A 25,877-nucleotide genomic window follows, 5' to 3' on the forward strand; every position below is an offset into this window, starting at 1 on the left:
CGCCTTACCGGAAGCTCTGCAACAAGGTGTTGAACAGATCCTGCGCTACAGACATAACCTGTGCCGATGCGTTATACGCCGCCTGATACTGAATCAGCTTGCCGGCTTCCTCATCCAGATTCACGCCGGAGATTGATTCTCGCTGGTTGTTGGATTGCTCAAGCAACGTTTTGCCGGCTTCTTTATCCAGCTGGCTCTGCCGAGTTTTAACACCAATATCCTCAACCAACCCGGCGTAGCCTTCGGTGAAACTCTGTCGACCACCATTCAACGTGTTTGCGGTACCCAAGGCCGCCAGCAGCTCCGCATTACGGTTGTCGGAGATGCCGTTGCTGTTATAGCCAATGGTGAACACATCGCCGTCCGCCGGCTCACCGGTCATTTCGAACTGGTAACCCTGGTACAGGTCGCCAGCGGTCGGGTCGTTACTGAAAATGGTGTTGATCCGCTGCGGATCATAGGCCAGGTTCGCAGGATTCAACGGGTCACCATTACCATCGAATATGGTGTAGGTAACGTCGGTGCCATCATTGCTGAATCGTATCTCCAATGGCCCGTTCGCCAGCTCGCCCCGGGTTTCAAATCCCGGCAACAGGGCATTGGTGTTCGGGTTGCGAACGTTCAGCATGTTGCCCTGATTGATCTTGGCGGTTCCTAGGTTGGCATCATCCGCGCTAGCCCGGATCGGGCTGGCGAATGCCAGATCTTCTTCCCTCAGAACGTTCAGATTAATATTTTCAGCAGCATTTCGGCTCGGCTGGATCAGGTACTTGTCGCCCGCATTGAACTGCCCGCCTTCCACCCGAATATTAAAACCGGGCATGGAAATCTCGGACTGTACCGGGTCTGGCAGTCGGCCCTGGTTGACGGTTTTGCCAGTAGCGGAATCGATCAGCTCGAAGTTGCGGCCGTCGCCACTGAACTGCAATGTCCAGGTGCCCGCTGGTAAAAGGCTGCTATCGGTAATCTCAACCGCCAGCTGGCCATTTTTGGGATCTGAATTATTAGCGTTTGGCACAACCCGGCTGCGCTGAAGCCCGATGTCGTTAACATCCGTAAAGAAGTTACCGCCCAGATCACCCTCAAGATCCATCCCGATTTCATGCTGATGGTTGATGGACGCTGAAATCGCAACGGCCAACCGCCCCAACTCATCAAACGCGGGTTTCAGGGCCTCCTGGTCAAACCGGCGCAGGCCGCCGAGCTTGCCACCGTTGATCTGCTCATCCACCTGCAAGGTGCGGCCGCTGGTGGTCAGGGTGAATTCCAGGCGGGTGGGGTCTTCTGCACTGGTCCGGGTGGCAAACTCGGAGGCGTTGGCACCGGTTACCAGCGACAAGCCATTGGCAAGCGACACATTCACCTGGCTGCCTTCCGTCTGGGTAACCCGAATGCCCACCAACTCCGACAATTCCTTGAGTTTCTGGTCCCGCTGGTCCATCAGCTCCAGGGGCATCTTGCCCTGGGCCAGGCCCGGAGACTCAGAAATAGCCAGGTTCAGATCGGCGATGCTTTTGAGCAGGGAATTGGCGTCCTTCACGCCCTGCTGCATCTGGGTTTTGACCGATTCCCGTTGCTGGATGAATTCCTCGTTAAGCGCCTGAAAGCGGTTAACCACTTGCTGGGCCTCACTCAGTACCAACTGACGCTGAGGCAGAGAGGCCGGGTCTTCCGCCGCATTCTGCAGGGCCGCAAAGAAATTGTTCAGGGCATTGTTCAACCCGGTACTTTCGCCCCCCAGCAGGTTATCCAGCCGGGTAAGTTCAGAATTCAGGGCGTTCTGCTCCCCGAACAGCGTGCTGTCTTCCCGCAACTGCTGGGTCAGGTACTCATTCGCCAGCCGTCGAATGTTGGTAATGGACACCCCGCTGCCAATAGTGCCGGCACCCGTCCGACGCCCTTCCTGGGTATCGAATTGCACTTCCTGCCGGCTGTAACCCGGAGTGTTTGCGTTGGTTATGTTATTGGCGGTGGTGTTCAGCGCTGTCTGATGACTGAGCACCCCGGTCAAACCGATTCCGATCAACCCTGCCATGATGCTTTACTCCCTCGGCACGTCGCTGTTCATGGACAGCGTCATCAGAGAATCCCTATTCATAATCCGGCGAATCTTGGAACCATACTCCGGATCAGTTGCATAGCCGGCTTCCTGAAGCTTGTCTGCAAAGACTTCAGGCTGGTCGGCTGACGACAGCACATCCCGGTACCGGGGGTTGCTGTGAAGGAAGTCCACGTAATCCCTGAAGCTCGCCTCGTAATCCGGGTAGGCCCGGAAATCGGCTCGCTCCTTCATGGGCACACCGCCACGAAACTCGGTGGTGGTGATGGTCACGGCGTCACCACCCCAACGGGTATCCGCCTTGATACCGAACAGATTGAAACTGGGCTGGTCGCCATCCCCTTTGATCATGTGGCGCCCCCAGCCGGTTTCCAGTGCCGCCTGGGCCACCATCAACCTGGGGTCGATGCCGCTTTCTTTACCGATGCGCTCGGCAAATGGCATCAACTCGGCTACAAAGTGTTCCGGTGAGTCAAAGGTCAATGGTAACTCTGCCGCCGTCACAGTTATCTCGGGCTGTTTCTGCTCCGCCGCCTGAGCCATTTCATCAATGGCCTTTAGCTGCTCCGGCAAGTTGCGGGATATCGCGGGCACACTGCGGTCATAGTCCGCCAGGGTGGCCTTGTGTCCCGCCAGCCGCTCGCCATTACTGGCCACGCCGGGTACATCGCGGCTCAGCTGCCTGACCAGCGCCTCAGCAAGACCTGTTCCACTGCCGCCAGACATGCTCAAACTGACCTGGCTGTCGAACATGTCCCGATAGAACTCGGATTCGTTGCTGTTGAGGTAGTTGCCCTCGGCAAAAGCTTCCCCGGCCTTACGCATGGATTTCAGCATTTCCGCCAGAAAAAGACTTTCGAACTGGCGCGCCACCTGCTCCAGGGCTGCCTGTTTATCCGACCTTGCCTGGCTCTTCAGGGCATTCAGGCCACTGAAGTCGGTGTAGATCTCGGCCTGTTTTACGCGATAGTCCTGCATGGCTACACCTAGATCACGATAAGCTCGGCACGCAGAGCGCCGGCCGTTTTCAGGGCTTCAAGCACCGCCATGACATCCCCGGGCGCTGCCCCCACCTGGTTAACGGCCTGGACAATCTCGTTAAGCGTGGTTGCAGGGCCAAACTGGAACATTCTGGCCGGGTCTTCCGTCACCGCAATCTGGGTGTTTTGCTGCAATGCAGTGTTACCCTGGGCAAACGGATTGGGCTGCACCACTTCCGGGTTTTCCTGAATGGTCACCGTCAGATTGCCGTGGGTGACCGCCGCCGGGCTGACCCGCACATTCTGGCCAACCACAATGGTGCCGGTGCGACTGTTGATCACCACCCTGGCCGCTTCTTCAGCCGGCTCCACTTCAATATTCTCAAGAATCGACAAGAAGCTGACCCGCTGAGACGGGTCCCGGGGCGCCCGCACGGAAATGGCTGTCGCATCGTGGGCATAGGCCATATCCGGCCCCAGCGTATCGTTAATGGCTTCCACTACCCGGCGGGCGGTGGTGAAGTCAGCCCGCATCAGGTTAAAGGTGATGGTGTCGCCCCGGGTAAACGGAGACTCGACTTCCCGCTCGATGGTGGCACCGTTGGGAATCCGGCCAACACTGGGCACGTTCACGGTGATCCGGGAACCGTCCTGCCCCTGGGCACCGAAGCCGCCTACCACAAGGCTGCCCTGGGCCATGGCATAGACCTGGCCATCAGCGCCTTTGAGCGGCGCCATCAACAACGTTCCGCCGCGCAGGCTGTCTGCGTTACCGATGGAAGACACGGTAATGTCCAGCTCCTGGCCGGCTTTGGCAAATGGCGGCAAAGTCGCGCTCACGGTAACCGCCGCCACGTTGGCAAGGTTCGGGTTAACGCCATCCGGCAAGGTGATGCCGAACTGGTTCATCATGTTGCGAAAGGTCTGATTGGTGAACGGCGCTTTATCGCCGGTACCGTCCAGACCCACTACCAGGCCGTAACCGATCAACTGGTTATTGCGAACACCTTTTACCTTGGCCAGATCCTTCAGGCGGTCAGCCATTACCGGCGATGCGCACACCGCCAGCAGCGTAAATACAGCAATCAATCGGCGCATCATAGCGGCCACCACTCACTGTTGAAGAACCGCGCCAGCCAGCCCATCTGGTTAGCCTGGTCGAAGTCACCGGTGCCGCCGTAGGCGAAGCGGGCATCCGCTACCCGGTTGGAGGCCACGGTGTTATCCGGCTTGATATCCTCCGGGCGAACCATACCGGTCAGACGAATGTATTCGTCGCCGTTGGTCAGCGACAGCCACTTTTCGCCACGAACGCGCAGGACTCCGTTGGGCAGAACCTCCGTGACGGTGACGGTTATGCTGCCAGCCAGACTGTTACTCTGGTCCGCCTCGGCAGAGCCGTTGAAATCCCGCTCAAAATTCGCCCTGGCATTCAGGCCGATGTTGGCTTTACCAAAGATGCTCGGCTCCGGAATGTTCAGTTCCTGGTCTTTGGTGATACTGGTTTCGGCGCTCTTGCTGGCACGGGTTGATTCCTGCAGGGTCACAGTCAACACATCACCGATGTTCAGGGCCTTGGTGTCACCGTACAGGTTGTAGTTACGGGCCGGCTGAAAGATAGCGCCAGAATCCGGATCGCGCTGCATCATGGCCTGAGCTCGAATCGGTGCGAACGCTGGATCATCTGGCATCGCCCTCGGGCGGCTCATCGCCGTGCAGCCCTGCAGAACAATCAGCACACCCACCAGTGCCAGGGTGGCGAACCGTTCTTTCTTGAAGGTGTGATGAATGATGTTCATAACTTACCCGATGTTATTGGTAATGAACTGGAGCATCTGATCGGTGGTAGAGACCACCTTCGAGTTCATCTCATAGGCCCGCTGCGTGGTGATCATATTGACCAGCTCTTCCACCACTTCGACGTTGGATGACTCAATGGTTCCCTGCTCGATATTTCCCAGACCGGCCAGGCCTGGCTCGCCCTCTGCCGGGTCGCCACTGGCGTTGGTTTCCTTGAACAGGTTGTTACCAATGGCCTGTAGCCCCTGAGGGTTGATGAAGTCCACCAGGGTGATCTGGCCAAGGTTGATCGGCGCGGCCTGGTCATCGGTCACCACGGTAACAGTGCCATCCTTACCAATGGTGATGTTGGTCGCGTCTTCCGGCACATTGATGTTGGGTTCCAGCGGGTAGCCATCCGGCGTGACCACATCGCCATCGGCATTCAACTGGAACTGGCCATCCCGGGTATAGGCAATCTGGCCATCCGGCAGCTCAATCTGGAAGAAGCCCCGGCCATTCACGGCCAGATCCAGCGGCTGATCGGTAATCTGCAGGTTGCCCTGGCTGAACTGCTTGGCAGTGCCAACCACCCTCACCCCGGTACCCAGTTGCAGGCCGGATGGCAGTTCTGTGTTCTCGGTACTCAGACCACCGGGCTGCCGGTTGATCTGGTACAGGAGATCCTGGAATACTGCCCGGTCACGCTTGAAGCCGGTAGTGTTCACGTTAGCCAGGTTGTTTGAGATGGTGGACATGTTGGTGTCCTGTGCGCTCAACCCGGTTTTGCTGACCCAAAGTGCTGGATGCATTGCTCTACTCCTTACCCGCCGGCGGCAGCGGCGATTCTTTGCCGCTTGTGGCCAGTGGATGATCTGTTCTCAGTGTTATCAAAGGTTCTGCAACAGTCGTGCCGCAGCTTCGGAATTCTCGTTGGCCGTGGACATTACCTTCACCTGCATCTCGTACTGACGGGATAACTGCAGGTTGGCAATCATTTCTTCCACAGCATTCACGTTGGAACTTTCCAGAAAACCAGTGGCGACGCGCATAGCGGCATCCGGCGGCTCCGGGCCATCCAGGGCCTGATCCGGCTTACGGCGGATGAATCCATCCAGCCCCTTCTCAAGGGCATTGGCGGGCGGGTTCACCAGCTTCAGGCGATCCACTTCCACCAACTGATCCGGCGGGCCTCCCACTGGCACAATAGAAATGGTGCCGTCTGCCCCCACCTGCAGGTTGTCAAAGGGCGGCAGCGCCACAGGGCCGCCATTGCCCAGCACCAGCTCACCGCTGGCGAGGCGAACCAGGCCGTTTACATCCACCTGGAGGCTGCCGCTGCGGGTAAACACTTCTTCACCCAGATCGTTCTGTACCGCCAGCCAGCCATCGCCCTCTACGGCAACATCCAGCTTGCGACCGGTGTCCATCAGGGCGCCGGCGGACAAATCGGTACCGGGGCGCTCGGTCATGGCGTAGGCGCGGGTGGGGTGGTGTTCACCAAACACAGGCATACTGCGGGCCTGGGCAAAATCCTTTTTGAAGCCGGTGGTGTTCACGTTTGCCAGGTTATTGGCATGGGCACGCTGGGCCAGCATGTTCTGCTTGGCGCCAGACATTCCAATATAAAGGGCTTTGTCCATGGGCAAACTCCTGCCGGAATTTTGACTGTTTCCAGTCATCCTGCAGGAGTCATGCCATGTTTATGGAAGGGCGTTACCGGAGGTTGATGATGGTCTGGGTGACCGCATCAGAGGTTTCAATGGTCTTGGCGTTAGCCTGGTAATTGCGCTGGGCAATGATCAGGTTCACCAGCTCTGCGGAGAGGTCCACATTGGACTCTTCCACCGAGCTCGCCTTGATGGAACCCAAGGTACCGGTGTCCGGCGCACCGATAATCGGCTGGCCGGATTCAAAGGTTTCCACCCAGGTAGTCTCACCCACCGGCGACAGCCCGTTGGTGTTGTTGAATGAGGCCAATGCTACCTGCCCCAGGGATTTGGATTGCCCGTTGGTATATCGTGCAAAGATCACACCCTGGTCAGACACGTCCAGGCCGGACAAACGGCCGGTGCTGTAGCCGTTCTGGCGCTGGTCATTGACACCAAACGCAGCGCCATATTGGGTGGTGTTCCCAAGATCTACAACAAAGGCGGACGTCGTTGGCGGCTCCGGAATGGGAGTAACCACTTCTTCGCCCGGCAATGGTGGGCCGTCTGCACCATTCGGCTCTCCGTTCGGGTCCTTCGGAACCCAGTCGGTAACCACAATCTCACCGTTCGGGTCACCGTTGATGGACTGCAAGGTGCCGTCTTCGTTGAAGCGCGCAGTGTAAGGAGAAGTATCTGTACCGGCCACCAGCTCACCATCAATCTGAAGGTAGACCGACCATTCACTGACACCCACGCCGTTACCCGGTGAAGGGTTCTTGACGAAGAACTGGGTCAGTTCGTGTGAATTACCCAGGCTGTCAAAAATGGTGGTTGAGGTGGCGTGGTTGTAGGTTCTCTGATCCAGGGGATTGAAGGAATTGGTAATCCGCAAGTCGCCACCGGCGAAGGCATCGGCAATCTCGCTGCTCGCACCAGCCGGAATAATGTCCTGAACCGTGCGATCAGACTGAATGTTCAGATCGCCCTGGAACACCTCAAGAGGCTGGTTTACCCCGGCATCGGTGCTGGCAAAACTGATACCTACATCAGAGCCACGGTTGTCAATAATCCGGATGTCGCTTCCACCATCAACCAGGGAGGCAGACAGGCTAGTGGCGCTCGACGCGTTGATGGAGTCCACCAGCCCCTGCAATGAACTGACCCCGCTGAGCGAGATAGGCACATTCTGGCCATCCAGTTCTATCCGGAATTCGGTATCGCCCGCCGCTAATGCATTTTCCAGATCAGTGATCGAGAATTCCTGGCCCAGGGTGACCGCCGTGGTGGCAGAGGCAGACAGACCACGCTGCTGGTTGATGATGCCCGCCGCATCCCGTGCGGAGGTGCCAGCGGGAATAGTGATGTCTGGCGAGTTGGTGCCATCCGAGTAGGCAACACGGAACACATCATCTACGGTGATATCCCCCATAGACACCGTCTGGAAATCCACCACTCGGCTCTCCAGCACAGATTGGCGGGAATCCAGGTTCAGATCGGATCGCAGATTGGTGGTGCGGCGTGGCGCCAGGTTATCCGTTTCAATCTGCAGATCACCCCGAATACCGGACAGGTTGCCGTCGTTATCTGCAGTAAAACCCTGAACCCGCATGTTCTGGTTATTGGTCACAAAACCGTCTTTATCGATACCAAACTGGCCAGCCCGAGAGTAGCGAATCTCGCCATTGTTATTCAGGATAAAGAAACCATCACCACTGATGGCCATGTCCAGGCCGTTATCGGTAAAGCTGATGTTGCCCTGGCCAAAGGACTGCTTGACGTCCTGAACACGCACACCATCACCGATCGGGTTAGTGCCGCCACTCAGAAAGCCGCTGGCGTACAAATCACCGAACTGTACCTTGCTGCCCTTGAAGCCTACCGTGCTGGCGTTGGCAATGTTGTTGCCGGTGACATCCAGATCGACCGAGGCTGCCCGAAGGCCGCTCAAACCTGTGTTAAATGCCATGACTTATACCTCCTGGTCTGACACCGGATCAGTTAATTTGTTTGACGTCGGACAGGGCAATGGAACCCATACCGGCAAGATTGAGGGTAATGGAACCACCCTTACCCAGGGACACACTGTCCACATTGGCGCTAACCATGGTGCCGAGTTGTTCAGGACCGGACGGATAAGAGCCCTGCGCGACAATCTGGTACGGTCCAGGCGGCAAAGGATTGCCGTTGCCGTCCTCGCCATCCCAGCGGAACGACACCACGCCGGCCTGGCTGCTGCCCATATCAATCTGGCGCACCAGCTCACCGCTCTGGTTCATCACTGACAAGCGCAGCCCACCCGTAGATGCTGGTACCTCGATGGTGCCGGTGATCTCGCCATCATTACCCAGAATACCCACGCTTGATGGGGCAAGAACGGTCTTGCCAACCATTGCAGACGCTTGTAAGGCCTGACTGGAGCGGAACTGTCCGGCCACATCCTCAACGGTACCAGACAGGTTCTGCATTTCCTCCAGGGAGCTGAACTGCGCCAGCTGGGAGATAAAGTCTCCGTTATCCTGGGGTTCCAGCGGGTTCTGGTTTTTAAGCTGGGCAAGCATCAGTTCCATGAAAGCGTCTTTGCCAAGCTCACTGCCACCACGGGCCTTGTCGTCCTGATTGATCCGATACTGGCCCAGTACTTCTGAGGCCGAAGCCGAATTCACTGCACTCATGACTCACTCCTCACTATTTACTGCTGACCCAGCGTCAGGATTCGTTGCATCATGGACTTGGCAGTGTTCATGACGTCCACATTCATCTGGAAACTGCGGGAGGAAGACATCATATCTGCCATTTCCTCAACCACATTCACATTCGGGTAGAACACGTAACCGTCTTCATTGGCAGCGGGATGGTTGGGCTCGTAGCGCATCTGCAACTCTGCATCGCTCTCCAGGATTCCCTCAACCCGTACACCGGCACCGGGGCCGTCGTCCAGGCTGGTGCCGAAGCCCTGCTTTTGATCCGGGTTCAGCATGGCCTGCTGAATAGCGGCGAAGACTGGTTTGCGTGCCCTGTAGGCATTCTCGGTGCTGGAACTGGCAGTCTCGGCGTTCGCAATGTTGGAAGCCGTGGTATTCAGCCGCAGGGATTGTGCGGTCATGCCGGAACCGGCGATGTCAAAAATGTTGCCCAGTGACATGGCAATCTCCTCAAATCGTAAATGACTGCGGCTTACTCACCCTTCAGGGCTTTGGTCAATCCGGAAAACTTGCTGCTCAGAAACTGGAAGCTGGCCTGGTAGTCCATGGCATTACGCATGAAGCGGCTCTGCTCTTCCTGGGCATCCACGGTATTACCATCGACAGACGGCTGGTGCGGATTGCGGTAAAGCAACTCGCCGTCACTGCCGGGGCTGGAGGTGTCCATGTGGCCTTGGTGAGTGGTCGCCATTTGCAGACCACTGACCGACTCCTGGGCTTTCTGCATCATCGCCCTGAAATCGATATCCCGTGCCTTGTAGCCCGGGGTATCGGCATTGGCCAGGTTGTTGGCGAGTACTTCCGCACGCTGCACCCGGGCCTGAAGTGCGTGCTCGTGAATACCCAATGCCTTATCAAATGTAATTGCCATGACTGCCTCCGGAATTCTGCACCGGCACCGCTTGAACGGCGGCTTGCCGGATTTGCGTTCTGGAAGAGTCAAAGCAAAGGTGGTGCCAGTTTTCGAGAGTGCTTGGGCGCCAGGGCTTCTGGCGGGATGCGATCAGATTTTGAGCGGCAACGGAGAAGGGTTCAGAGCAAAGGCGGCAAACCATTTCCCTTGGCGGTTAAACGGATTGCCGCTATCAAAACATCAGCGGGAAGCTCACCAACTTTCCTGGCGCCCGGGCCCACGCCAGACCTTTACAAAATCCCCGGTAGCCGGGCGTGGCACTGAAGGTTTCTCAACCGACACCGTACCGGTATACAGGAAGCCGACGACCGTTTCCCCGGGCTCTAAACCCAACCCTTCAAGCACATCGGGATGGTAGGCCACACCCCCGGTACGCCACATCACGCCAAAACCAGCATCCTGCAGGGCAAGGCCGAGAAAGCTCATGCCCGATGCGGCAGACATAAGCTGTTCGACCTCCGGCACTTTCGGGTGGGATTTGGGCGTTGCGATTCCTACGATCACCATCGGTGCCCGCAGCGGCGCCCGCCGGGCTTTCTCGATTTCCTGCTCACTGGCGCTATCAGGACATGCCTTGGCGAACAGGTCTCCCAGGGCCTGCCGGGCATCCCCTTCCACCACAAGATAGCGCCATGGCCTCAGTAAGGCATGGTCCGGTGCCCTGGCGGCACACTGAAGGGCCACATCAACTATACTCCGCGGCGGTGCCGGGTCTTCTAATCGGGGTTCGGATGCTCTTTCGAGTAAAAATCGGGTTACAGACGTCATACTGGCTCACAGTCAAGATGGCTGTATCTGTTGCCCTAAGGGCAAAGATGCCTCAGCGAATTGTGGGTTATACGTAATACTGTTAACCTTTAGTAGTAACTACACATAGAAAAATAACCACCAACAACGATAACGTGTTCGGCGGCATACAATGAGTGACCAACAAGCTTTTCGCAACTGCAGGGCCCTGTATTCCTGCCACCGGGAAGACTCGGTTCTGACATGATGAGCGCACAGGCCGATTTGCGCAATGTCGCCAGCAGCGCGGGTAAACTCGCTTCCGCGGACATCCACGACCACACCGTGGCCATTCCGCCCATGCCGGATTATAACGGCCGAATCATCGCCTACACCGCAACGGCCGCGATTATTGTCGCCGGAATCCTCCAGGGCGTGTTTCAGCAATGGTTGCTGTGGTTTGTGGCCGGCGCACTTACCTGGCCGCACATCGCCCATTTGCTGACCAGGCGTACGTTTCTTCGCCGCTCACCACGAATCCGGCAGAAGATGCTGTTTCTCGACTGCGTTATTGGTGGCACCTTCATCGGACTTATCGGCCTGATTGCCATTCCCTCGGTGTCCATATTGTTAATGCTGATGTTCAGCTGCCTGATTGTGGGCGGTATCCGCCAGTGGCTGTTCGGCACCGTACTCATGCTCGCCTCACTTGCGGCGTCTGCAGCTACCTTTGGCGTTGCCGACAGCCTGCAATCGCCGCTGCTGACCAGCATCTTGGCCCTGGCCTCTACCGGCGTCTATATCTGCGTAACCGCCTACTACTCCCACCAACAGGCCCGCACACTGTTGTTGGCAAAAACCCAGATCCAGAACCAGCGTGAACAGTCTATCGCGCTCTCCCACAAGCTATCCAAATACCTGTCGCCGCAGGTCTGGCAATCCATCTTTACCGGCGAGCGTGACGTTCGGCTGGAAACCCAGCGCAAAAAACTGGCCGTGTTCTTCTCCGACATCAAGGGCTTCACCGAACTGTCTGAGGAAATGGAACCCGAAGCCCTGACCGAACTGCTCAATCACTACTTCAATGAAATGTCGGAAGTCGCTCTCCGATACGGTGGCACCATCGACAAATTCGTCGGCGATTCCATCATGATCTTCTTTGGCGACCCTACCAGCCGTGGCCAACGGGAAGACGCCTTTGCTTGTGTGTCCATGGCCATCGACATGCGCAAGCATATGAAGATCATGCGCCAGAAATGGCGGAGCCAGGGCATCAAAACCCCGCTTGAGATCCGTATGGGTATCAGCACCGGATACACCACCGTCGGCAACTTCGGTGCCGAAAACCGGATGGACTACACCATCATCGGCAAGGAAGTGAACCTGGCCAGCCGGCTGGAAAGCCTCGCAGAACCTGGCGAGATTCTGGTGTCCTACGAGACCTTCTCTCTGATCAAAGACCGCATCATGTGCCGGGACAAAGGCGAGATCACCGTGAAGGGCTTCGGTAAGCCCGTACCCATTTACGAAGTGGTGGACTTCCGCCGGGATATGGGCCCGAACCGCAGCTTCCTGGAACATGAACACAGCGGCTTTGCCATGTACCTGGACTCCGACAAGATCACCGAAAGGGAACGCAGAGAGGTACTCGCTGCCCTTGAAGACGCAGCCGACCGGCTGCGTCAGGAAGACGACGCCGACTAACTACTGCCGGACCAACCTCGGTCCGGCATCACCCTCTGCACAGGTGCTGCGCCACGGGTTGATATCCAGCCCTCCACGCCGCGTGTAACGGGCACAAACCATCAATGCCGTTGGCTGACACCGGGCCATCAAATCCGTAAACACGGTTTCCACGCAGTGCTCATGGAAATCCTGCTTCTGGCGAAAACTGACCACATAACGCAGCAAACCAGCACGATCTATCTTCGGGCCGGTATAACGAATGAACACGCTGGCCCAGTCAGGCTGGCCGGTGACCGGGCAATTGCTTTTCAGCAAGTGGGAACACAGCTGCTCGCTTACCACTTCTTCGCCTGCGCTGAGTGAATCCGCCGAGTATTCGTAAACCACATCGTCTACCGGCTCGTCATCAATCAGCTCATAGCCCTGCGGCCGACCTTCCGCAGGGGCGGATTCGTCGACACTGAACAGCCGCACAGCCACGGCGGCGCCACAGGCGCTGGACAGGTCGGCGGTAATGGTCTCGGCAACCTGATCCGCCGATGAGAACACCGCCTGGTTCAGGGAATTCAGATAGAGCTTCAGGGATTTACTTTCGATAATCGACGGCGACGCCGCCGGAAAGCGGATCTCCCCCCAGGCAACTGCTGGCACGCCGCCCGGGCGCAACCAGGAGATCTCCCACGCCTGCCAGAGGTCCTCACCAAACCACGGCCAGCGGCCATCCTCCAGCCCGATACGGCGGCGGTTTTCCTCACGGGCAACCGGGAACAACAGAGACGGATCGTACTGATCCGGATAGTCGCTGGCCTTTCCCAGCGGCGCATTGTGCAAAGCCATAGTTTTTCCTGAAACCTGTCAGTGGCGGATACCCTTGCCCCGGGCAAGCATACGCAATGCAATGGTCGCCAAAAGGACAATGAAAACCAGAATCATACCAAGGGAGACAAACGGATTAACGTCCGAAACACCCAGTATGCCGAAGCGGAAACCATTCACCATATACAGTATAGGGTTGGCCATCGACACGCCCTGCCAGAACCCCGGCAACATATCGATGCTGTAGAACACCCCACCAAGGTACGTCAGCGGTGTCAGCACAAACGTGGGCACAATGGAAATATCATCAAACTTGGTCGCCAGCATGGCATTGATGAAGCCACCCAGGGAAAACAACGCCGATGTCAGGAATACCGTCACTACCACCATGGGCAGGCTGTGAATCGATAACCGGGTAAAAGCAAGAGACAGCAAGGTAACCACCAGGCCAATACTCAGCCCCCGGGCCATACCGCCCGCCACGTAACCGGCCAGGATGGTCCAGTTGGGAACCGGCGACACCAGAAGCTCCTCAATACTGCGCTGAAACTTCATGGAAAAAAACGACGACACCACGTTGGCGTAGGAGTTGGTGATCACCGCCATCATGATCAGCCCCGGCACAATGAACTGCATATAGTCGTACCCGCCCATTTCACCAATGCGCGAGCCGATCAGGTTGCCGAAGATAATAAAATACAGCGTCATGGTGACCGCAGGCGGCAACAGAGTCTGGGGCCATATCCGGGTAAACCGGCGAATCTCCCGGAGTACGATGGTGTAAAACGCGGTCCACAGTGCCTGTAACGTCACGCCTTCACCTCCGCCTGCCGGTTGGTCTCACGGGCGTTGTCTTCCACCATGCGCACAAACAACTCCTCCAGCCGGTTGGCTTTGGTGCGCATGCTGATTACCTTGATGCCCTGCTTTTCCAGCTCAACAAAGAGGGCGTTCAGGCCCTGCCCTTTGGCCACCTCGGCCTCCAGTGCCCCGTCGTCGTTGAGTTCGCAATGAAAGCCTTCGAGCTCCGGGGCGGCATCAACGGGCTGCTCGAGATCCAGCACGAATGTTTCCACACTCAGCTGTTTAAGCAGCTCGCGCTTGCTGGTGTGCCGGATAATCTCCCCGTGGTCAATGATCGCAATATTGCGGCAAAGCGCCTCGGCTTCTTCAAGATAATGAGTGGTCAGAATGATCGTGGTGCCCTGGCGGTTCATTTCTTCCAGGAACTGCCACATAGAACGGCGCAGTTCGATATCAACGCCGGCGGTGGGCTCATCGAGAATCAGCAGGCGTGGTTCATGCACCAGCGCACGGGCAATCATCAGCCGCCGCTTCATACCGCCAGACAGCATCCGCGACGGGGTGTCGCGCTTGTCCCACAAGCCCAGTTTCCGGAGGTACTTCTCCGCCGAGATCCTGGCCTGCTTGAGTGGAATGCCGTAGTAACCGGCCTGGGTGGTGACTATGTCGAAGACCTTTTCAAACTGGTTGAAATTGAACTCCTGTGGCACCACTCCAAGGTTCAGCTTCGCGGCGGACAGTTCGGTATCGATGTCATGGCCGAACACCTTCACCCGCCCACCGGATTTGTTCACCAACGAAGACACAATGCCCAGGGTGGTGGATTTTCCAGCACCATTCGGGCCCAGAAGTGCGAAAAAATCGCCTTCCTGTACCCGAAGATCAATCCCCTTAAGCGCCTGAAAGCCACTGCTGTAGCTTTTGACCAGCCCTTCAATTTCCAATGCGTAGGTCATAACCAAACCGTTATCTGAGAGGAACGTGTGCCGAAACCGGCAAATAGGTAGAGAGCTAGGTGATTGTGGCGATCTGACGAAAATCAAGGGGGGTGAGCACAACCAGGCAGACCACCGGCAAACGCAGAAACTGCGACAGGTTTCCCGATATACCTCTGCCGCCCTCCCTATAATGCTGTTACAACAACTTACAAAAAGCCTGACACCCGGCACCGGATGCGCCAGGCCAACGCGAAGGGATTGTACGACACACTATGAGATTCGTTCACCTCACCCGCCTGCTCTTACCTTTTTCCGCTGCATTTGTTCTGGCAGGTTGCCTGGACAGCGGTGGCAGTTCCGGCTCAGACGACACCAGTACCGGGCGTGTGCACTTCCTGGGGGTTAGTGGTCTCGTTTACCAAACCGCCAGCCAGGCCGGTACAACGGACGATCAGGGCCGTTTCCGCTACTATCCCGGCGAAACCCTGTCGTTCAATGTTGGCAATCTGCCCATTGTCTCTGACGTTCCGGCACGGGAATACGTAACCTTTCTCGAATTTCTGCCAGAGACCCGGGACGCCCTCAACACCCCCGGCGTGAATGACGAGGAACTTCGGGATCACACCATCAGCGAACAACAGCAGCTCAACAACATCACCCTGCTGAACATGACGCGGTTTCTGATGGCCCTGAACTGGACAGAGAATGTACCTGAAGGCTCAGGCATTGATATACGCACAAGAGTCGTCGACCAGTTAAACGCCGCCCTGGACAACCCGGACCTGCCCAACGCCCTGAATTTTAACGTCAACCAGGCGGAGTTCACCGCAGAAGACTCACCCGCCAATCAACTACTGGCGCAGATCTGCTTCTACCCGGAGGACGACGAGCTTTGCTCCGCCCCACCCACAGACGACGACATCAACAACGCACCGCCACGGCCGGAAAACGACGACGACATTGATCCAGATACCGACTATCGGGAAGACCTGGAAAACCTGCGTAACCGGATTCTCCAGGCCGTACGGACCCTGGAAGATGCAGACAACGAACGGGCCAGAACCTATCTACGCCGGGAGCTGAATGCCATCACCCGGGAAATCGGGCGCCGCTATTACCTGGCAGACCATAAAGCCAACCATGCCGCCAGCGACACCGAAATCAAGACGGTTGCAATCCGCAAGATCGGTGGGGAGCCAGAACTAGCTCAGTTGGAGGCAATCAGCAAACGGGAGCAGGATGTCGTTGTCCACTCCTGGAGCTGGCAAGACGCAGACGTAGACTACTTTGTGGCCGGGCCCAGTGGCGGAGAATCGGAGCTGCTGATCAACTTCAGACCAGGCAACACCTACCGCTGGGTACGCAAACAATTGCGGGTTGTTATCGATTGATCAGACTGTTCAGCGACCACCGGAATTCGCCACCGGTAACATCGTAAAGGGCTGGGTCCAATCCCTCTGTTCCGTGGGGCAGGCAGTCCCTTACAGTCACCGCTTCAGAGGCCGGACGAGATTGGTTGAATTTCGCCAGATCAATAATCCTGGCGGTTTTCAGGGGCTGGCAATCCGGGCCTTGCATCACCATCACCCGGGGCCATAGACGACGCTCTGGCGAGTGGGAAACCACCACACCCCGCTGGCCGTCGGACAGCTCCACCAGTGAACCGGTCGGGTAGATACCAATGGCCTGAATAAAGGCCTCAACCAGGTCCTCCTGGAATTCGATATTGCGCATGTCGTACAGCAGGGAAACCGCTTTAGCGGGGGTCAAGGGCTGCTGATCATCACGGGGTGCCGTCATCGATTCAAAAAACTCAGCGATGCCAGCCACCTTGGCCAGCAGCGGAATACGGTCGCCACGGATCCCCTGCGGGAAACCGGAACCGTTGTGACGTTCCCGATGCCCCTGCACCACACTCATCACCGCACGTGACAAGCCGGCGTGTTCAAGCAGTTTCACGCCCCGGGTTACGTAGCTACGATACTCCGCGTATTCTTCCGGCCCGAGTTGATGCTCGCGCATCAGCAGGTCTTTCGGCAGCTCGGTCTTGCCCACCTGAGACAGCAAACAACCGGTGCCAAGATGGTTCAGCAGGCCCTCATTCAGACCAAGCTGACGACCACAGACCAATGCCCAAACGGCGGTATTGATAGCATGGCGATAGATGTAATCGTCATACTGACGGGTGCGGCTCAGCCACAACAACGCATCCGGCTGGCGGGCAACACTTGCCACCATTTTACGGGCCACCTCGGCAGCCGGCCGAAGATCCGGCATCTGGCCAGATTGGGCTGTCGCGAATGTCTCCTTAAGCGCTTTCTCGGCATCCGCCAGCAAACGGCGGGAAGCCTTTACTTCTCTCTTGAGCGTGGTGGCGGTCTGGTAGATGACTGGCTCACGAATACTCAACGGAGCCAGTTGCAGCTCCTCCCGGCCGTTGGTACGGCTGGTGGACGCCTTACGGAAGGATTTTCCGGTCTCTTTACTCAGGGCGGCAGAATCCCGGCTCTCAGCCACATCGACCATAACCCACTTGCAGTGGGAAACCAGCGCCCGAATGTCGTTCTGGGAGCGGATATAGAAGCCCTGAATGGGGAACGGGGTCTGATGCCACGGCCGATCCAGGTCAGACACGAACATGCCGACCTCCAGATCATGAACCGCGATTTTCTTCTGCTGGACTCCCACCGCACACCTCAGAAAACTGGATTATTGGATATCAACCAGTTTGCCACTCTGGTTAAAAGACACCATTACAGTTTGGTATCCAAACACCACAGAAAGGAAACAAGGAGTAACGCAAGTTATCAAACCGCAACGAAATGTAGCATCGTGAACGGCATCACAGGCTGAATGCCACACTCGTCAGTCTTCTTTGCACTCACTTTCGTTGAACGATGGCAGGCGGGCGCTGAGCGTGCCCCTGGGAACTTTTCTGGCGTGAACGGTATAAGCAACCGGCGACGGACGCAGATAATCCATGTTTATCTCGTCATCACCCCGCTTAACCACTACAGATTCCGGCCGGCAGCTCACCAGCAGGCCGAAACTCGACCCTATATCGGCGACACCCTTCAGGGTCGCTCCCTGCTCAACCGCTACACACACATCCTTGCCCGTAGCCGGCTGGCCAGTGGCTGCGATTCGGTCTTTCCCAGGCTCACCACAGGCCCTGATCCCCTCGCCACAGGCGCCGCTGTCACTGTGGTTCTGGTCAGTGATACGCCACACCCTTTCGCTGCACTGGGTTTCCAGCCGGATAGGCGTCGCCTTGTTGCTGGCCAGCCACCAGCCGGGGTATTCGGCACTTTGCCAGGACACCCTCACCTGGCGGGTTTCGCCTGCGGAGGTCTCGGCCGGGAACATCGCATAGTGTGTGTAGTAACTGGCGCAGCCGTTCAACACAAGCAATGAACACAACACCGCCACTAACCCGGAACGCCCTGAAAAAGCGAAAGTCATCAGTAAAGCCGTCCTTTCAAAACTCAGACTCGAAGGCTTCCATTATCGGGATTGGGCGGGGACATTCCACGGACTATTCATCATTCTGGTCAAACTGCAGACCAAAACCGTCGTTGGTCTGCCGCACCACCACCATATCGAGTGTAGGTGCCGGCACCGGCAAACCCTGCACCTGCACGGTTACCTTGTCGCCTAACTGCGGCGCAAAAGGCTCGTCGTTGAGTACGATGAATACGCCTCCGTCCGAGATATCCCGGGTTGAAAACACGAATTCACCAAACTGTTCGTGTACCACCTTAACTTTCGCACTCAAAGCGGTGCGGCTGTGCACTCTGCGATCGTTGTCTACCATACCCCGGGAACCCTGCTTTTGGCCTGTTTTTTATAGTGTTATCAAGCATAACACCATTTTTACACAAATATCCCTCCGGCGTTATTGACTCAAACCGTGATAGCAATGAGAATAGTTGTCGTTTTTAACTGCCTGTGAGTTTATCTATCAGGTGAGCCAGACAAAAGGAAGGAAAACACTATGCGAATGAAACTAGCAGCCGCTGTTGCCATCGCCCTGACCGCCACACCGATGGCTGCCACCGCCGATGGCGAAGTAAACATCTATTCCTACCGCCAGGCTTATCTGCTGGAGCCGCTGTTGAATGCCTTTACCGATGAAACCGGCATCAAGACCAACGTTGTCTTCGCCAAGCAGGGTCTGGCAGAACGTCTGGAACGTGAAGGCCGTAACAGCCCGGCCGACGTGGTTATGACGGTCGATATCTCCCGCATCAACGAGCTGGTTGAAAAAAACCTGGTCGCGGAAGTAGACAGCGACACCGTTAACAAGAACATTCCGGAAAACCTGCGTCACCCGGACGGCAAGTGGTTTGCCCTGACCACCCGTGGCCGCCTGATCTTCACCTCCAAAGACCGGGTTGAAGAAGGCGAGATCAGCACCTACGAAGACCTGACCGATGCAAAATGGAAAGGCCGTATCTGCACCCGTAGCGGCAAGCACCCGTACAACGTAGCGCTGGTGTCTTCCATGATCGCCCATCATGGCGAAGAAAAGGCTCAGGAGTGGCTCCAGGGCGTTAAAGACAACCTGGCACGCAAGCCCCAGGGCGGTGATCGTGACCAGATCAGAGCTATTGCCGAAGGCGTGTGCGACCTTGCCCTGGGTAACAGCTATTACTACGGCAACATGCTGATGGACGAAAACCAGCGCCCGACCGCCGAGCAGGTCAACCTGGTGTTCCCGAACGCTAACGATCGTGGCACCCACGTGAACATCAGTGGTATTTCTCTGACCCAGAGTGCGCCCAACAAGGACAACGCCATCAAGCTGATCGAGTTCCTGTCCTCACCGAGCGCACAGCGCATCTACGCCGAGGCCAACTCTGAGTACCCGGCAAACCCGGAAGTCAAGCCAACCGGCATGGTTGCTGAGTGGGGCGAAATGAACCCGGACACCCTGTCGTTGCAGGAAATCGCCAACAACCGCAACGCAGCCGTTCGCCTGATTGATCGCGTCGACTACGACGGCTAACCAATTGGCGCCGACATCAGGCGCCTATCAGAAAGGGTACCAACGGCACGTTGGTACCCTTTTTAGTGTCTGTTTCAGAGACAGAAATGACCCCCGTCATTGCAGTGAGCCCCCTCAGTATCTAAAATCGCAATTCTTCTCATCACCACTTCCATAACGGGACAAGCATGACCGAGGTCGTTTCCAGTGCCAATCCGGGGCTTTCGCAACCACTTCTGGCCAAACGCACCTCGAAACGATGGATGATCAGTGCACTGATCACCACGGCCATTGTCGCTTTACCGGTCTTCTCTGTGCTTTACCTGGCCTTGTTCCCTGATGAGAACATCTGGCCACACCTGATGGAAACCACCCTGCCCCGCTACCTCACAACCACCATCAAACTGATGATTGGCGTGGGCATTCTCACATTGATCATCGGGCTTTCCACCGCCTGGGCGGTCACCATGTGCGAGTTCCCGGGGCGAAAATTCTTCGAGTGGGCCCTGCTGCTGCCCTTTGCGGTGCCGGCCTACGTGATTGCCTACGTTTATACCAGCCTGCTCGACTACGCGGGGCCGGTCCAGAAAGCCCTACGGGAATGGTTTGGCTGGCAAAGCGCCGCAGACTACTGGTTCCCGGAAATTCGCAGCCTGGAAGGGGCGGTCCTGATGATCGGCCTGGTGCTGTACCCTTACGTTTACCTATTGGGCCGCGCTGCCTTCATGGAGCAATCGCCGTCGCTGTTTGCGGTCAGCCGCAGCCTTGGCCATTCGGCCATCAGTACGTTTTTCCGGGTGGTATTGCCCATCGCCCGGCCCGCCATCGCGGTAGGCTTGTCACTGGTACTGATGGAAACCCTGAACGACTTCGGCACCGTCGACTTCTTTGCCGTACAAACCCTCACCCTGGGCCTGTTCGATACCTGGATGAACCTGGGCAACCTGGGCGGTGCGGCCCAGATCGCCACCACCATGCTTATGTTCGTGGTGATCCTGGTGACACTGGAACGCTACTCTCGCCGGCGCCAGCAACAATTTGCCGCCCGCGATAACCGCGACCCCATCCACCGCTTTACCATGTCTTTTCCGCGGCAGATGATTTGCCTGGCCGTATGCGCCGTCCCACTGGTATTCGGGTTCATCATTCCGGGCGCCACCCTTGGCTACTACGCCTGGGAATACTTTGATGAAAGCTGGAACCCAAACTTCATTCGCAACACCTTTAACAGCCTGTTCCTGTCTGGTACCGCAGCGCTGACCACCCTGCTGATTGGTGTTACTCTCGCCTACAGCCGCCGGCTGCACAATACCCGGGGCATGCAGGTGCTGATGCGCCTTTCCAGCCTGGGTTACGCCATGCCCGGCGCGGTGCTTGCGGTTGGGGTCATTATTCCTTTGGCCGGTTTCGACAACTGGTTCGATGGCCTGATGCGGGATTACTTTGGCTTCAGCACCGGCCTGCTGCTGAGCGGCACTGCGTTTGCCCTGGTGTTTGCCTACACGGTTCGCTTTTTGGCGGTTTCCGCTGGCAGTGTGGAAAGCGCCCTGCAAAAAATCACACCCAGCATGGACATGGCCTCGCGCTCGCTGGGTCACACACCCGGTAAAACCCTGGTGAAGGTGCACCTGCCCATGCTCAGGGGCACCTTGGTGACAGCGGCCCTGGTGGTGTTTGTAGACTGCATGAAGGAACTGCCCGCCACCCTGATACTGCGTCCATTCAACTACGAAACCCTGGCCACCTACGTGTACCAGTTTGCTTCCGATGAGCAGCTGTACCACAGTGCACTGCCCTCCCTGATCATCGTGCTGGCGGGCATCATTCCGATCATTCTGATGAGCCGGTCCATCTCCAATTCCAGGACCATGACCTGATTTCGGCTGGCTCAGTTGCGGATTCAGAAACAAGAAGGCCCGGCAATTTGCCGGGCCTTTCTGTTTTCTGCGTTGTGCCTACTGCGATTACTGCCAGATAACCGGCTGCTTCTTCGCGTACCAGCTATCCACTTTCTCCTGGTAAGCGTCTTCAACCACGTTACGCTTGAGCTTCAGCGTCGGGGTCAGGAAGCTGTTCTCGATGGACCACTCATCGCTGACCACAGTAATGAACGCCAGTTGCTCGTGGGGATCAACGGTTTTGTTCACGTCTTTGATCAGCTGAGTGAAGCTCTCTTCAATTTCCTTGCGGAAGCTTTCATCGGCCATCTTCGGGCGAATCTCCTCACCCAGCAGCACCAGGGCATGGGGCTGGGTCTGGTTGGCACCAGACACACACACCATCTCGATGGCGTCATGGGACATCAGACGATTCTCAATCGGCGCAGGGGCAATGTACTTGCCCTTGCTGGTCTTGAAGATCTCCTTGATGCGGCCCGTCAGCTTCAGGCGGCCCATCTCATCGATCTCGCCCTTGTCGCCGGTCTTCAGGAAGCCATCCTCGGTAAAGGTTTCCTTGGTTTTCTCTTCGTCCTTGTAGTAACCCATCATGGTGGCCGGGCTCTTCACCAACACTTCGCCCTGCTCGCTGATTTTCACCTCAACACCCGGCAGCGCCTCGCCCACGTAACCGGTACGGGTACGGCCCGGCTTGTTCATGTGCGAATAGGCAAAGTTCTCAGACATGCCGTAGCCTTCCAGCAGCTCCAGGCCCAGGTTGCGGTACCAGTCCAGCACATCGTTGGACAGCGGCGCGGAGCCGGAGCCAGCCAGCTTGACCTTGTCCAGGCCAAGGCCTTTGAGGACTTTCTTCTTGATCAGCTTGTTGACCAGCGGAATCTTCAGCAACCGCTCGAGCTTCTGCTTGGGCACCTTCTGCAGCACACCGTGCTGGAACTTCACCCACAGGCGCGGCACAGACAGGAACAGCGTCGGCTGCGCCCGCTGCAGATCCTGGACAAAGGTATCCAGGGACTCAGCAAAGTACAGATGGAAGCCGGCATACAGAGAGCCCAACTCTACAAAGGTACGTTCGAACACGTGGGCCAGCGGCAGATAAGACAGCATGCGCTCTTCGGGGCCCACACCCAGAGTCTCAATGCCACCAGCAGCGGCAAACGCCATGTTTTCGAAGCTGAGCATTACACCCTTGGGCCGACCAGTACTGCCAGAGGTGTACACAATGGTTGCCAGCTCTTCCGGCTCACGGTGCACCTGACCTTCCAGCGGCGGGTACTTGGCCACGATGTCGTCCCAGGTCTCGAAATCGTTGGGCGGGCTCAGGGGGTAGGAAATGCAACGCACGGAATCCGGAACGCCCGGCTTCATGCTGTCCCAGTCGTCCAGCTTGCCCACAAACAGAACCTCGCATTCGGCGTGGTTCAGGATGTAGTTGACGGTATCCGCATTCAGGGTCGGGTACAGGGGTACGGAAATATGGCCAGCCAACCAGATCGCCCAGTCGGTCATGATCCATTGCGCGCAGTTCTTCGAAATAAGACCAATACGGCTCTTTTCCGGCAGGTTAAGGGACTTCAGGTAAGACGCCATCCTGCGGGCTTCATCAATTGCCCGGCCCCAGGTGTATTCAACCACCTTGCCGTTGCCAATCGGCTGAGTCATGTAAGGGGAATCAGCTTTCGTGGCTTCCCAGTGGTACAGCATATCGAGGGGAAGTTTGTTTGTTGTGTCCATGGACCTTCCTAGTTTGTCTTTATAGTTGGGGGGTATTGTATTATTAGACTTTCGTAGCCTATTTCAACACACCCCTGCACGTCAAAACGTGACCAAACCAAAATATCTGCATTTCAGACAAATGCGCAATAGCAACTGATAAAGTATCGCCCATCCCTACCCCGAAACCTATATCCCTGTGGTAAACTTGCGCACTTTCATTTTTCCGCCCCGGCAAACGGGGACCTCAGTCACTGACTCGGAGATGGGCATATGGCCAAGAAGACCTTGCGCACCCTGATCGGCGCTTCGCTGCTGGCAGCAGCAAGCCTGGTTCAGGCTGAAGAAACCCGTGTAGTTGCCATCACGCAGATTGTTGAGCACCCGGCACTGGATGCCGCTCATGAAGGCATCAAAGATGAACTGGCCGAACGCGGCTACCGCGTGGGTGAAAACCTACGCCTGATGCACGAAAGCGCCCAGGGCAACTCAGCGATTGCTTCACAGATTGCCCGCAAGTTCGTGGGTGAAAGCCCGGACGTGATTGTTGCCATCGCTACCCCGTCTGCCCAGACAGTAGCAGCCGCAGCCCGCAACATTCCGGTTGTGTTCTCCGCAGTGACAGACCCGGTAGCGGCCAAACTGGTCCAGAGCCTTGAGGCTCCGGGCGCCAATATCACTGGCGTAAGCGACATGCTGCCTATTGAGAAGCATTTGGACATGCTGCAGCGCATCATGCCGGATGCCAAGCGCATCGGCACCGTTTACAACCCCGGTGAAGCGAATGCCGCCGCCCTGATCGATCTGCTCGAAGAGCGCCTGGCGGCCCGCGACATGCAGCTGGTTAAAGGTGCTGCCACCAAGACCTCTGAAGTGCTGGGCGCGGCCCGTTCACTGGTTGGCAAGGTAGATGCCATCTACCTGACCACCGACAACACCGTGATCAGTGCCGCCGAAGCGGTGATTTCCGTTGGCGAACGCTCCAAGATCCCGGTATTCGCGGCAGACACCGCCACTGTTGAGCGTGGTGCGGTTGCCGCTCTTGGGTTCAACTACTACAACCACGGCCGCCAGACCGGCGCCATGGTTGTGCGCATTCTGGAAGGTGCCGGCACCGCCGACATGCCCGTTGAAACCATGGAAGAGCTGGACCTTTACGTAAACCCGGCCGCCGGTGAGCGCATGGGTATTACCCTGTCCGAAGACCTCATCCAGGACGCAAAAGAAGTCGTCAAAAGCGACAAGTAACGCCTGACCAACACGGGCGGACCCCAAAAGGGCCCGCCCGTTTTCTTTCACGGTGATTAACTACCCATGCTCAGTGAAATTGCATTCTACGGTGCTCTTGAAACCGGCCTGATCTACGGCCTGGTTGCCTTTGGTATTTACCTCTCTTTCCGTGTTCTCGACTTCCCCGACCTGACAGTGGACGGCAGCTTCCCCCTGGGTGCCGCCGTAGCCGCCGTTCTGATCCTGGAAGGCTGGAACCCGTGGGTCGCCACCGGCTTCGCCGCGCTGGCAGGCATGGCGGCAGGTGCTGTAACAGCCATCCTGAACGTCAAACTCAACATCCTGAACCTGCTAGCCTCAATCCTGACCATGATTGCGCTGTACTCGGTAAACCTGCGCATCATGGGCCGGCCGAATATCGCGTTGTTGTCAGAAGAAACGGTGCTGACGCCCTGGTATTCCCTGGGCCTGGAGTTCCATCAGGTGCCGGTGATTCTGTTCCTGATCGTCGTGGCGGTATCCCTGGTGCTGTTGTGGCGCTTCATGAAATCGGAAACTGGCCTGGCCATGCGAGCCACCGGCTCCAACGCCCGCATGGCGCGGGCTCAGGGCATCGCCACGGGCGGTATGATCATTCTCGGTGTGGCGCTGTCTAACGGCCTGGTTGGCCTGGCCGGCGCCCTGTTCGCCCAGAGCCAGGGGGCCGCCGATGTCACCATGGGTGTGGGCGTGATTGTTATTGGCCTGGCTTCCCTGATTGGCGGCGAGGCGGTACTCACTCCGTCTACCGTTATGCGTGCCCTGCTGGCCTGCGTGATCGGCGCCATCATCTACCGTTTGGCCATTGCCTTCGCACTGAATGCAGACGTACTTGGCCTGCAGGCGCAGGATCTGAACCTGATTACTGCGGTACTGGTTACCCTGGCAATTGTGCTGCCCGGTGTACGAACCAATCTCACCAACCGCTTCACCCGCAAGAAAGCCTGAGGAGGCA

General features: G+C 57.2%; 24 protein-coding genes. 6 read left to right on the forward strand and 18 right to left on the reverse strand.

The genetic code is table 11. From position 1 onward, the window contains the following. Positions 1 to 4: 4 nt before the first annotated feature. The 11 genes from flgK to ACNSOI_RS10995 all read right to left on the reverse strand — a co-directional run bounded on the left by flgK (position 5) and on the right by ACNSOI_RS10995 (position 10,853). Complete coding sequence (gene flgK, locus ACNSOI_RS10945; RefSeq protein WP_420194015.1) at positions 5 to 2,035, reverse strand: flagellar hook-associated protein FlgK; 2,031 nt, start codon at positions 2,033 to 2,035, stop codon at positions 5 to 7. 6 nt (positions 2,036 to 2,041) lie between these two features. Next, complete coding sequence (gene flgJ / locus ACNSOI_RS10950; RefSeq protein WP_420194016.1) at positions 2,042 to 3,037, reverse strand: flagellar assembly peptidoglycan hydrolase FlgJ; 996 nt, start codon at positions 3,035 to 3,037, stop codon at positions 2,042 to 2,044. A gap of 8 nt (positions 3,038 to 3,045) precedes the next feature. Then, positions 3,046 to 4,140, reverse strand: coding sequence for a flagellar basal body P-ring protein FlgI (locus tag ACNSOI_RS10955; protein WP_420194017.1), 1,095 nt, complete (start codon positions 4,138 to 4,140; stop codon positions 3,046 to 3,048). Further along, a complete protein-coding gene (gene flgH, locus ACNSOI_RS10960; RefSeq protein WP_420194018.1) occupies positions 4,137 to 4,838 on the reverse strand; it encodes a flagellar basal body L-ring protein FlgH in 702 nt (233 codons plus the stop codon). Before flgH ends, ACNSOI_RS10955 begins: the two co-directional genes overlap by 4 nt. 3 nt (positions 4,839 to 4,841) lie before the next feature. Next, a complete protein-coding gene (flgG, locus tag ACNSOI_RS10965; protein ID WP_058091106.1) occupies positions 4,842 to 5,630 on the reverse strand; it encodes a flagellar basal-body rod protein FlgG in 789 nt (262 codons plus the stop codon). Between the two features lie 78 nt (positions 5,631 to 5,708). Then, entirely contained in the window at positions 5,709 to 6,461 is a 753-nt protein-coding gene (locus ACNSOI_RS10970; protein WP_420194019.1) for a flagellar basal body rod protein FlgF, read from the reverse strand. Positions 6,462 to 6,534: 73 nt separating this feature from the next. Then, positions 6,535 to 8,436 carry a flagellar hook protein FlgE gene (locus ACNSOI_RS10975; protein WP_420194020.1) on the reverse strand — a complete coding sequence of 634 codons (1,902 nt, stop codon included), beginning with the start codon at positions 8,434 to 8,436 and terminating at the stop codon, positions 6,535 to 6,537. A 28-nt stretch (positions 8,437 to 8,464) separates the two neighbouring features. Continuing rightward, a complete protein-coding gene (locus ACNSOI_RS10980; RefSeq protein WP_420194021.1) occupies positions 8,465 to 9,142 on the reverse strand; it encodes a flagellar hook assembly protein FlgD in 678 nt (225 codons plus the stop codon). Positions 9,143 to 9,159: 17 nt separating this feature from the next. After that, complete coding sequence (gene flgC / locus ACNSOI_RS10985; protein ID WP_286250144.1) at positions 9,160 to 9,612, reverse strand: flagellar basal body rod protein FlgC; 453 nt, start codon at positions 9,610 to 9,612, stop codon at positions 9,160 to 9,162. A 32-nt stretch (positions 9,613 to 9,644) separates the two neighbouring features. Continuing rightward, complete coding sequence (gene flgB / locus ACNSOI_RS10990) at positions 9,645 to 10,043, reverse strand: flagellar basal body rod protein FlgB (RefSeq protein ID WP_058091111.1); 399 nt, start codon at positions 10,041 to 10,043, stop codon at positions 9,645 to 9,647. Positions 10,044 to 10,277: 234 nt separating this feature from the next. After that, positions 10,278 to 10,853 (reverse strand): nitroreductase family protein, encoded by a 576-nt coding sequence (locus ACNSOI_RS10995; RefSeq protein ID WP_058091112.1) that lies wholly within the window; start codon positions 10,851 to 10,853, stop codon positions 10,278 to 10,280. 222 nt (positions 10,854 to 11,075) lie between these two features. On the opposite strand from ACNSOI_RS10995, the gene ACNSOI_RS11000 reads away from it, so the two are divergent. Next, entirely contained in the window at positions 11,076 to 12,515 is a 1,440-nt protein-coding gene (locus tag ACNSOI_RS11000) for an adenylate/guanylate cyclase domain-containing protein (RefSeq protein ID WP_152438292.1), read from the forward strand. Here ACNSOI_RS11000 and queF read toward each other — a convergent pair whose 3' ends face one another. The 3 genes from queF to ACNSOI_RS11015 are packed head-to-tail and all read right to left on the reverse strand — an operon-like array spanning position 12,516 to position 15,073. Then, entirely contained in the window at positions 12,516 to 13,334 is an 819-nt protein-coding gene (gene queF, locus ACNSOI_RS11005; protein ID WP_342630552.1) for an NADPH-dependent 7-cyano-7-deazaguanine reductase QueF, read from the reverse strand. Positions 13,335 to 13,352: 18 nt separating this feature from the next. Continuing rightward, positions 13,353 to 14,126 carry an ABC transporter permease gene (locus ACNSOI_RS11010; protein WP_342630553.1) on the reverse strand — a complete coding sequence of 258 codons (774 nt, stop codon included), beginning with the start codon at positions 14,124 to 14,126 and terminating at the stop codon, positions 13,353 to 13,355. Beyond that, positions 14,123 to 15,073, reverse strand: coding sequence for an ABC transporter ATP-binding protein (locus ACNSOI_RS11015; RefSeq protein WP_420194022.1), 951 nt, complete (start codon positions 15,071 to 15,073; stop codon positions 14,123 to 14,125). Before ACNSOI_RS11015 ends, ACNSOI_RS11010 begins: the two co-directional genes overlap by 4 nt. A 254-nt stretch (positions 15,074 to 15,327) precedes the next feature. Between ACNSOI_RS11015 and ACNSOI_RS11020 the strand changes: the two genes are divergently transcribed. Continuing rightward, a complete protein-coding gene (locus tag ACNSOI_RS11020; protein ID WP_286250158.1) occupies positions 15,328 to 16,446 on the forward strand; it encodes an organic solvent ABC transporter permease in 1,119 nt (372 codons plus the stop codon). On the opposite strand, the gene ACNSOI_RS11025 is transcribed toward ACNSOI_RS11020, so the two are convergent. The 3 genes from ACNSOI_RS11025 to ACNSOI_RS11035 all read right to left on the reverse strand — a co-directional run bounded on the left by ACNSOI_RS11025 (position 16,436) and on the right by ACNSOI_RS11035 (position 18,869). After that, positions 16,436 to 17,743 (reverse strand): HD-GYP domain-containing protein, encoded by a 1,308-nt coding sequence (locus ACNSOI_RS11025; protein WP_058091118.1) that lies wholly within the window; start codon positions 17,741 to 17,743, stop codon positions 16,436 to 16,438. The genes ACNSOI_RS11020 and ACNSOI_RS11025 overlap by 11 nt on opposite strands. 177 nt (positions 17,744 to 17,920) lie before the next feature. After that, positions 17,921 to 18,517 carry a hypothetical protein gene (locus tag ACNSOI_RS11030; RefSeq protein WP_420194023.1) on the reverse strand — a complete coding sequence of 199 codons (597 nt, stop codon included), beginning with the start codon at positions 18,515 to 18,517 and terminating at the stop codon, positions 17,921 to 17,923. Positions 18,518 to 18,590: 73 nt separating this feature from the next. Further along, a complete protein-coding gene (locus ACNSOI_RS11035) occupies positions 18,591 to 18,869 on the reverse strand; it encodes a PilZ domain-containing protein (protein WP_058091120.1) in 279 nt (92 codons plus the stop codon). A 180-nt stretch (positions 18,870 to 19,049) separates the two neighbouring features. Here ACNSOI_RS11035 and ACNSOI_RS11040 point away from each other — a divergent pair, with 180 nt between their 5' ends. Together ACNSOI_RS11040 and ACNSOI_RS11045 are read left to right on the forward strand one after the other, a co-directional pair. Continuing rightward, positions 19,050 to 20,063 (forward strand): Fe(3+) ABC transporter substrate-binding protein, encoded by a 1,014-nt coding sequence (locus tag ACNSOI_RS11040; RefSeq protein WP_138437558.1) that lies wholly within the window; start codon positions 19,050 to 19,052, stop codon positions 20,061 to 20,063. A 167-nt stretch (positions 20,064 to 20,230) separates the two neighbouring features. After that, positions 20,231 to 21,919 (forward strand): ABC transporter permease, encoded by a 1,689-nt coding sequence (locus ACNSOI_RS11045; RefSeq protein ID WP_061332109.1) that lies wholly within the window; start codon positions 20,231 to 20,233, stop codon positions 21,917 to 21,919. 87 nt (positions 21,920 to 22,006) lie between these two features. On the opposite strand, the gene ACNSOI_RS11050 is transcribed toward ACNSOI_RS11045, so the two are convergent. Next, positions 22,007 to 23,674, reverse strand: a complete 1,668-nt coding sequence (locus ACNSOI_RS11050) for an AMP-binding protein (protein ID WP_061332107.1) — start codon at positions 23,672 to 23,674, stop codon at positions 22,007 to 22,009. Between the two features lie 252 nt (positions 23,675 to 23,926). Here ACNSOI_RS11050 and ACNSOI_RS11055 point away from each other — a divergent pair, with 252 nt between their 5' ends. Beyond that, positions 23,927 to 24,901: an ABC transporter substrate-binding protein gene (locus tag ACNSOI_RS11055; protein WP_138437560.1), complete on the forward strand. Its 975-nt coding sequence runs from the start codon at positions 23,927 to 23,929 to the stop codon at positions 24,899 to 24,901. A gap of 66 nt (positions 24,902 to 24,967) precedes the next feature. Next, positions 24,968 to 25,870 (forward strand): ABC transporter permease, encoded by a 903-nt coding sequence (locus tag ACNSOI_RS11060; RefSeq protein ID WP_072677142.1) that lies wholly within the window; start codon positions 24,968 to 24,970, stop codon positions 25,868 to 25,870. Positions 25,871 to 25,877 lie beyond the last annotated feature (7 nt).

Source organism: Marinobacter sp. GH_1, from assembly GCF_048595985.1.
Lineage (GTDB): Bacteria > Pseudomonadota > Gammaproteobacteria > Pseudomonadales > Oleiphilaceae > Marinobacter > Marinobacter shengliensis.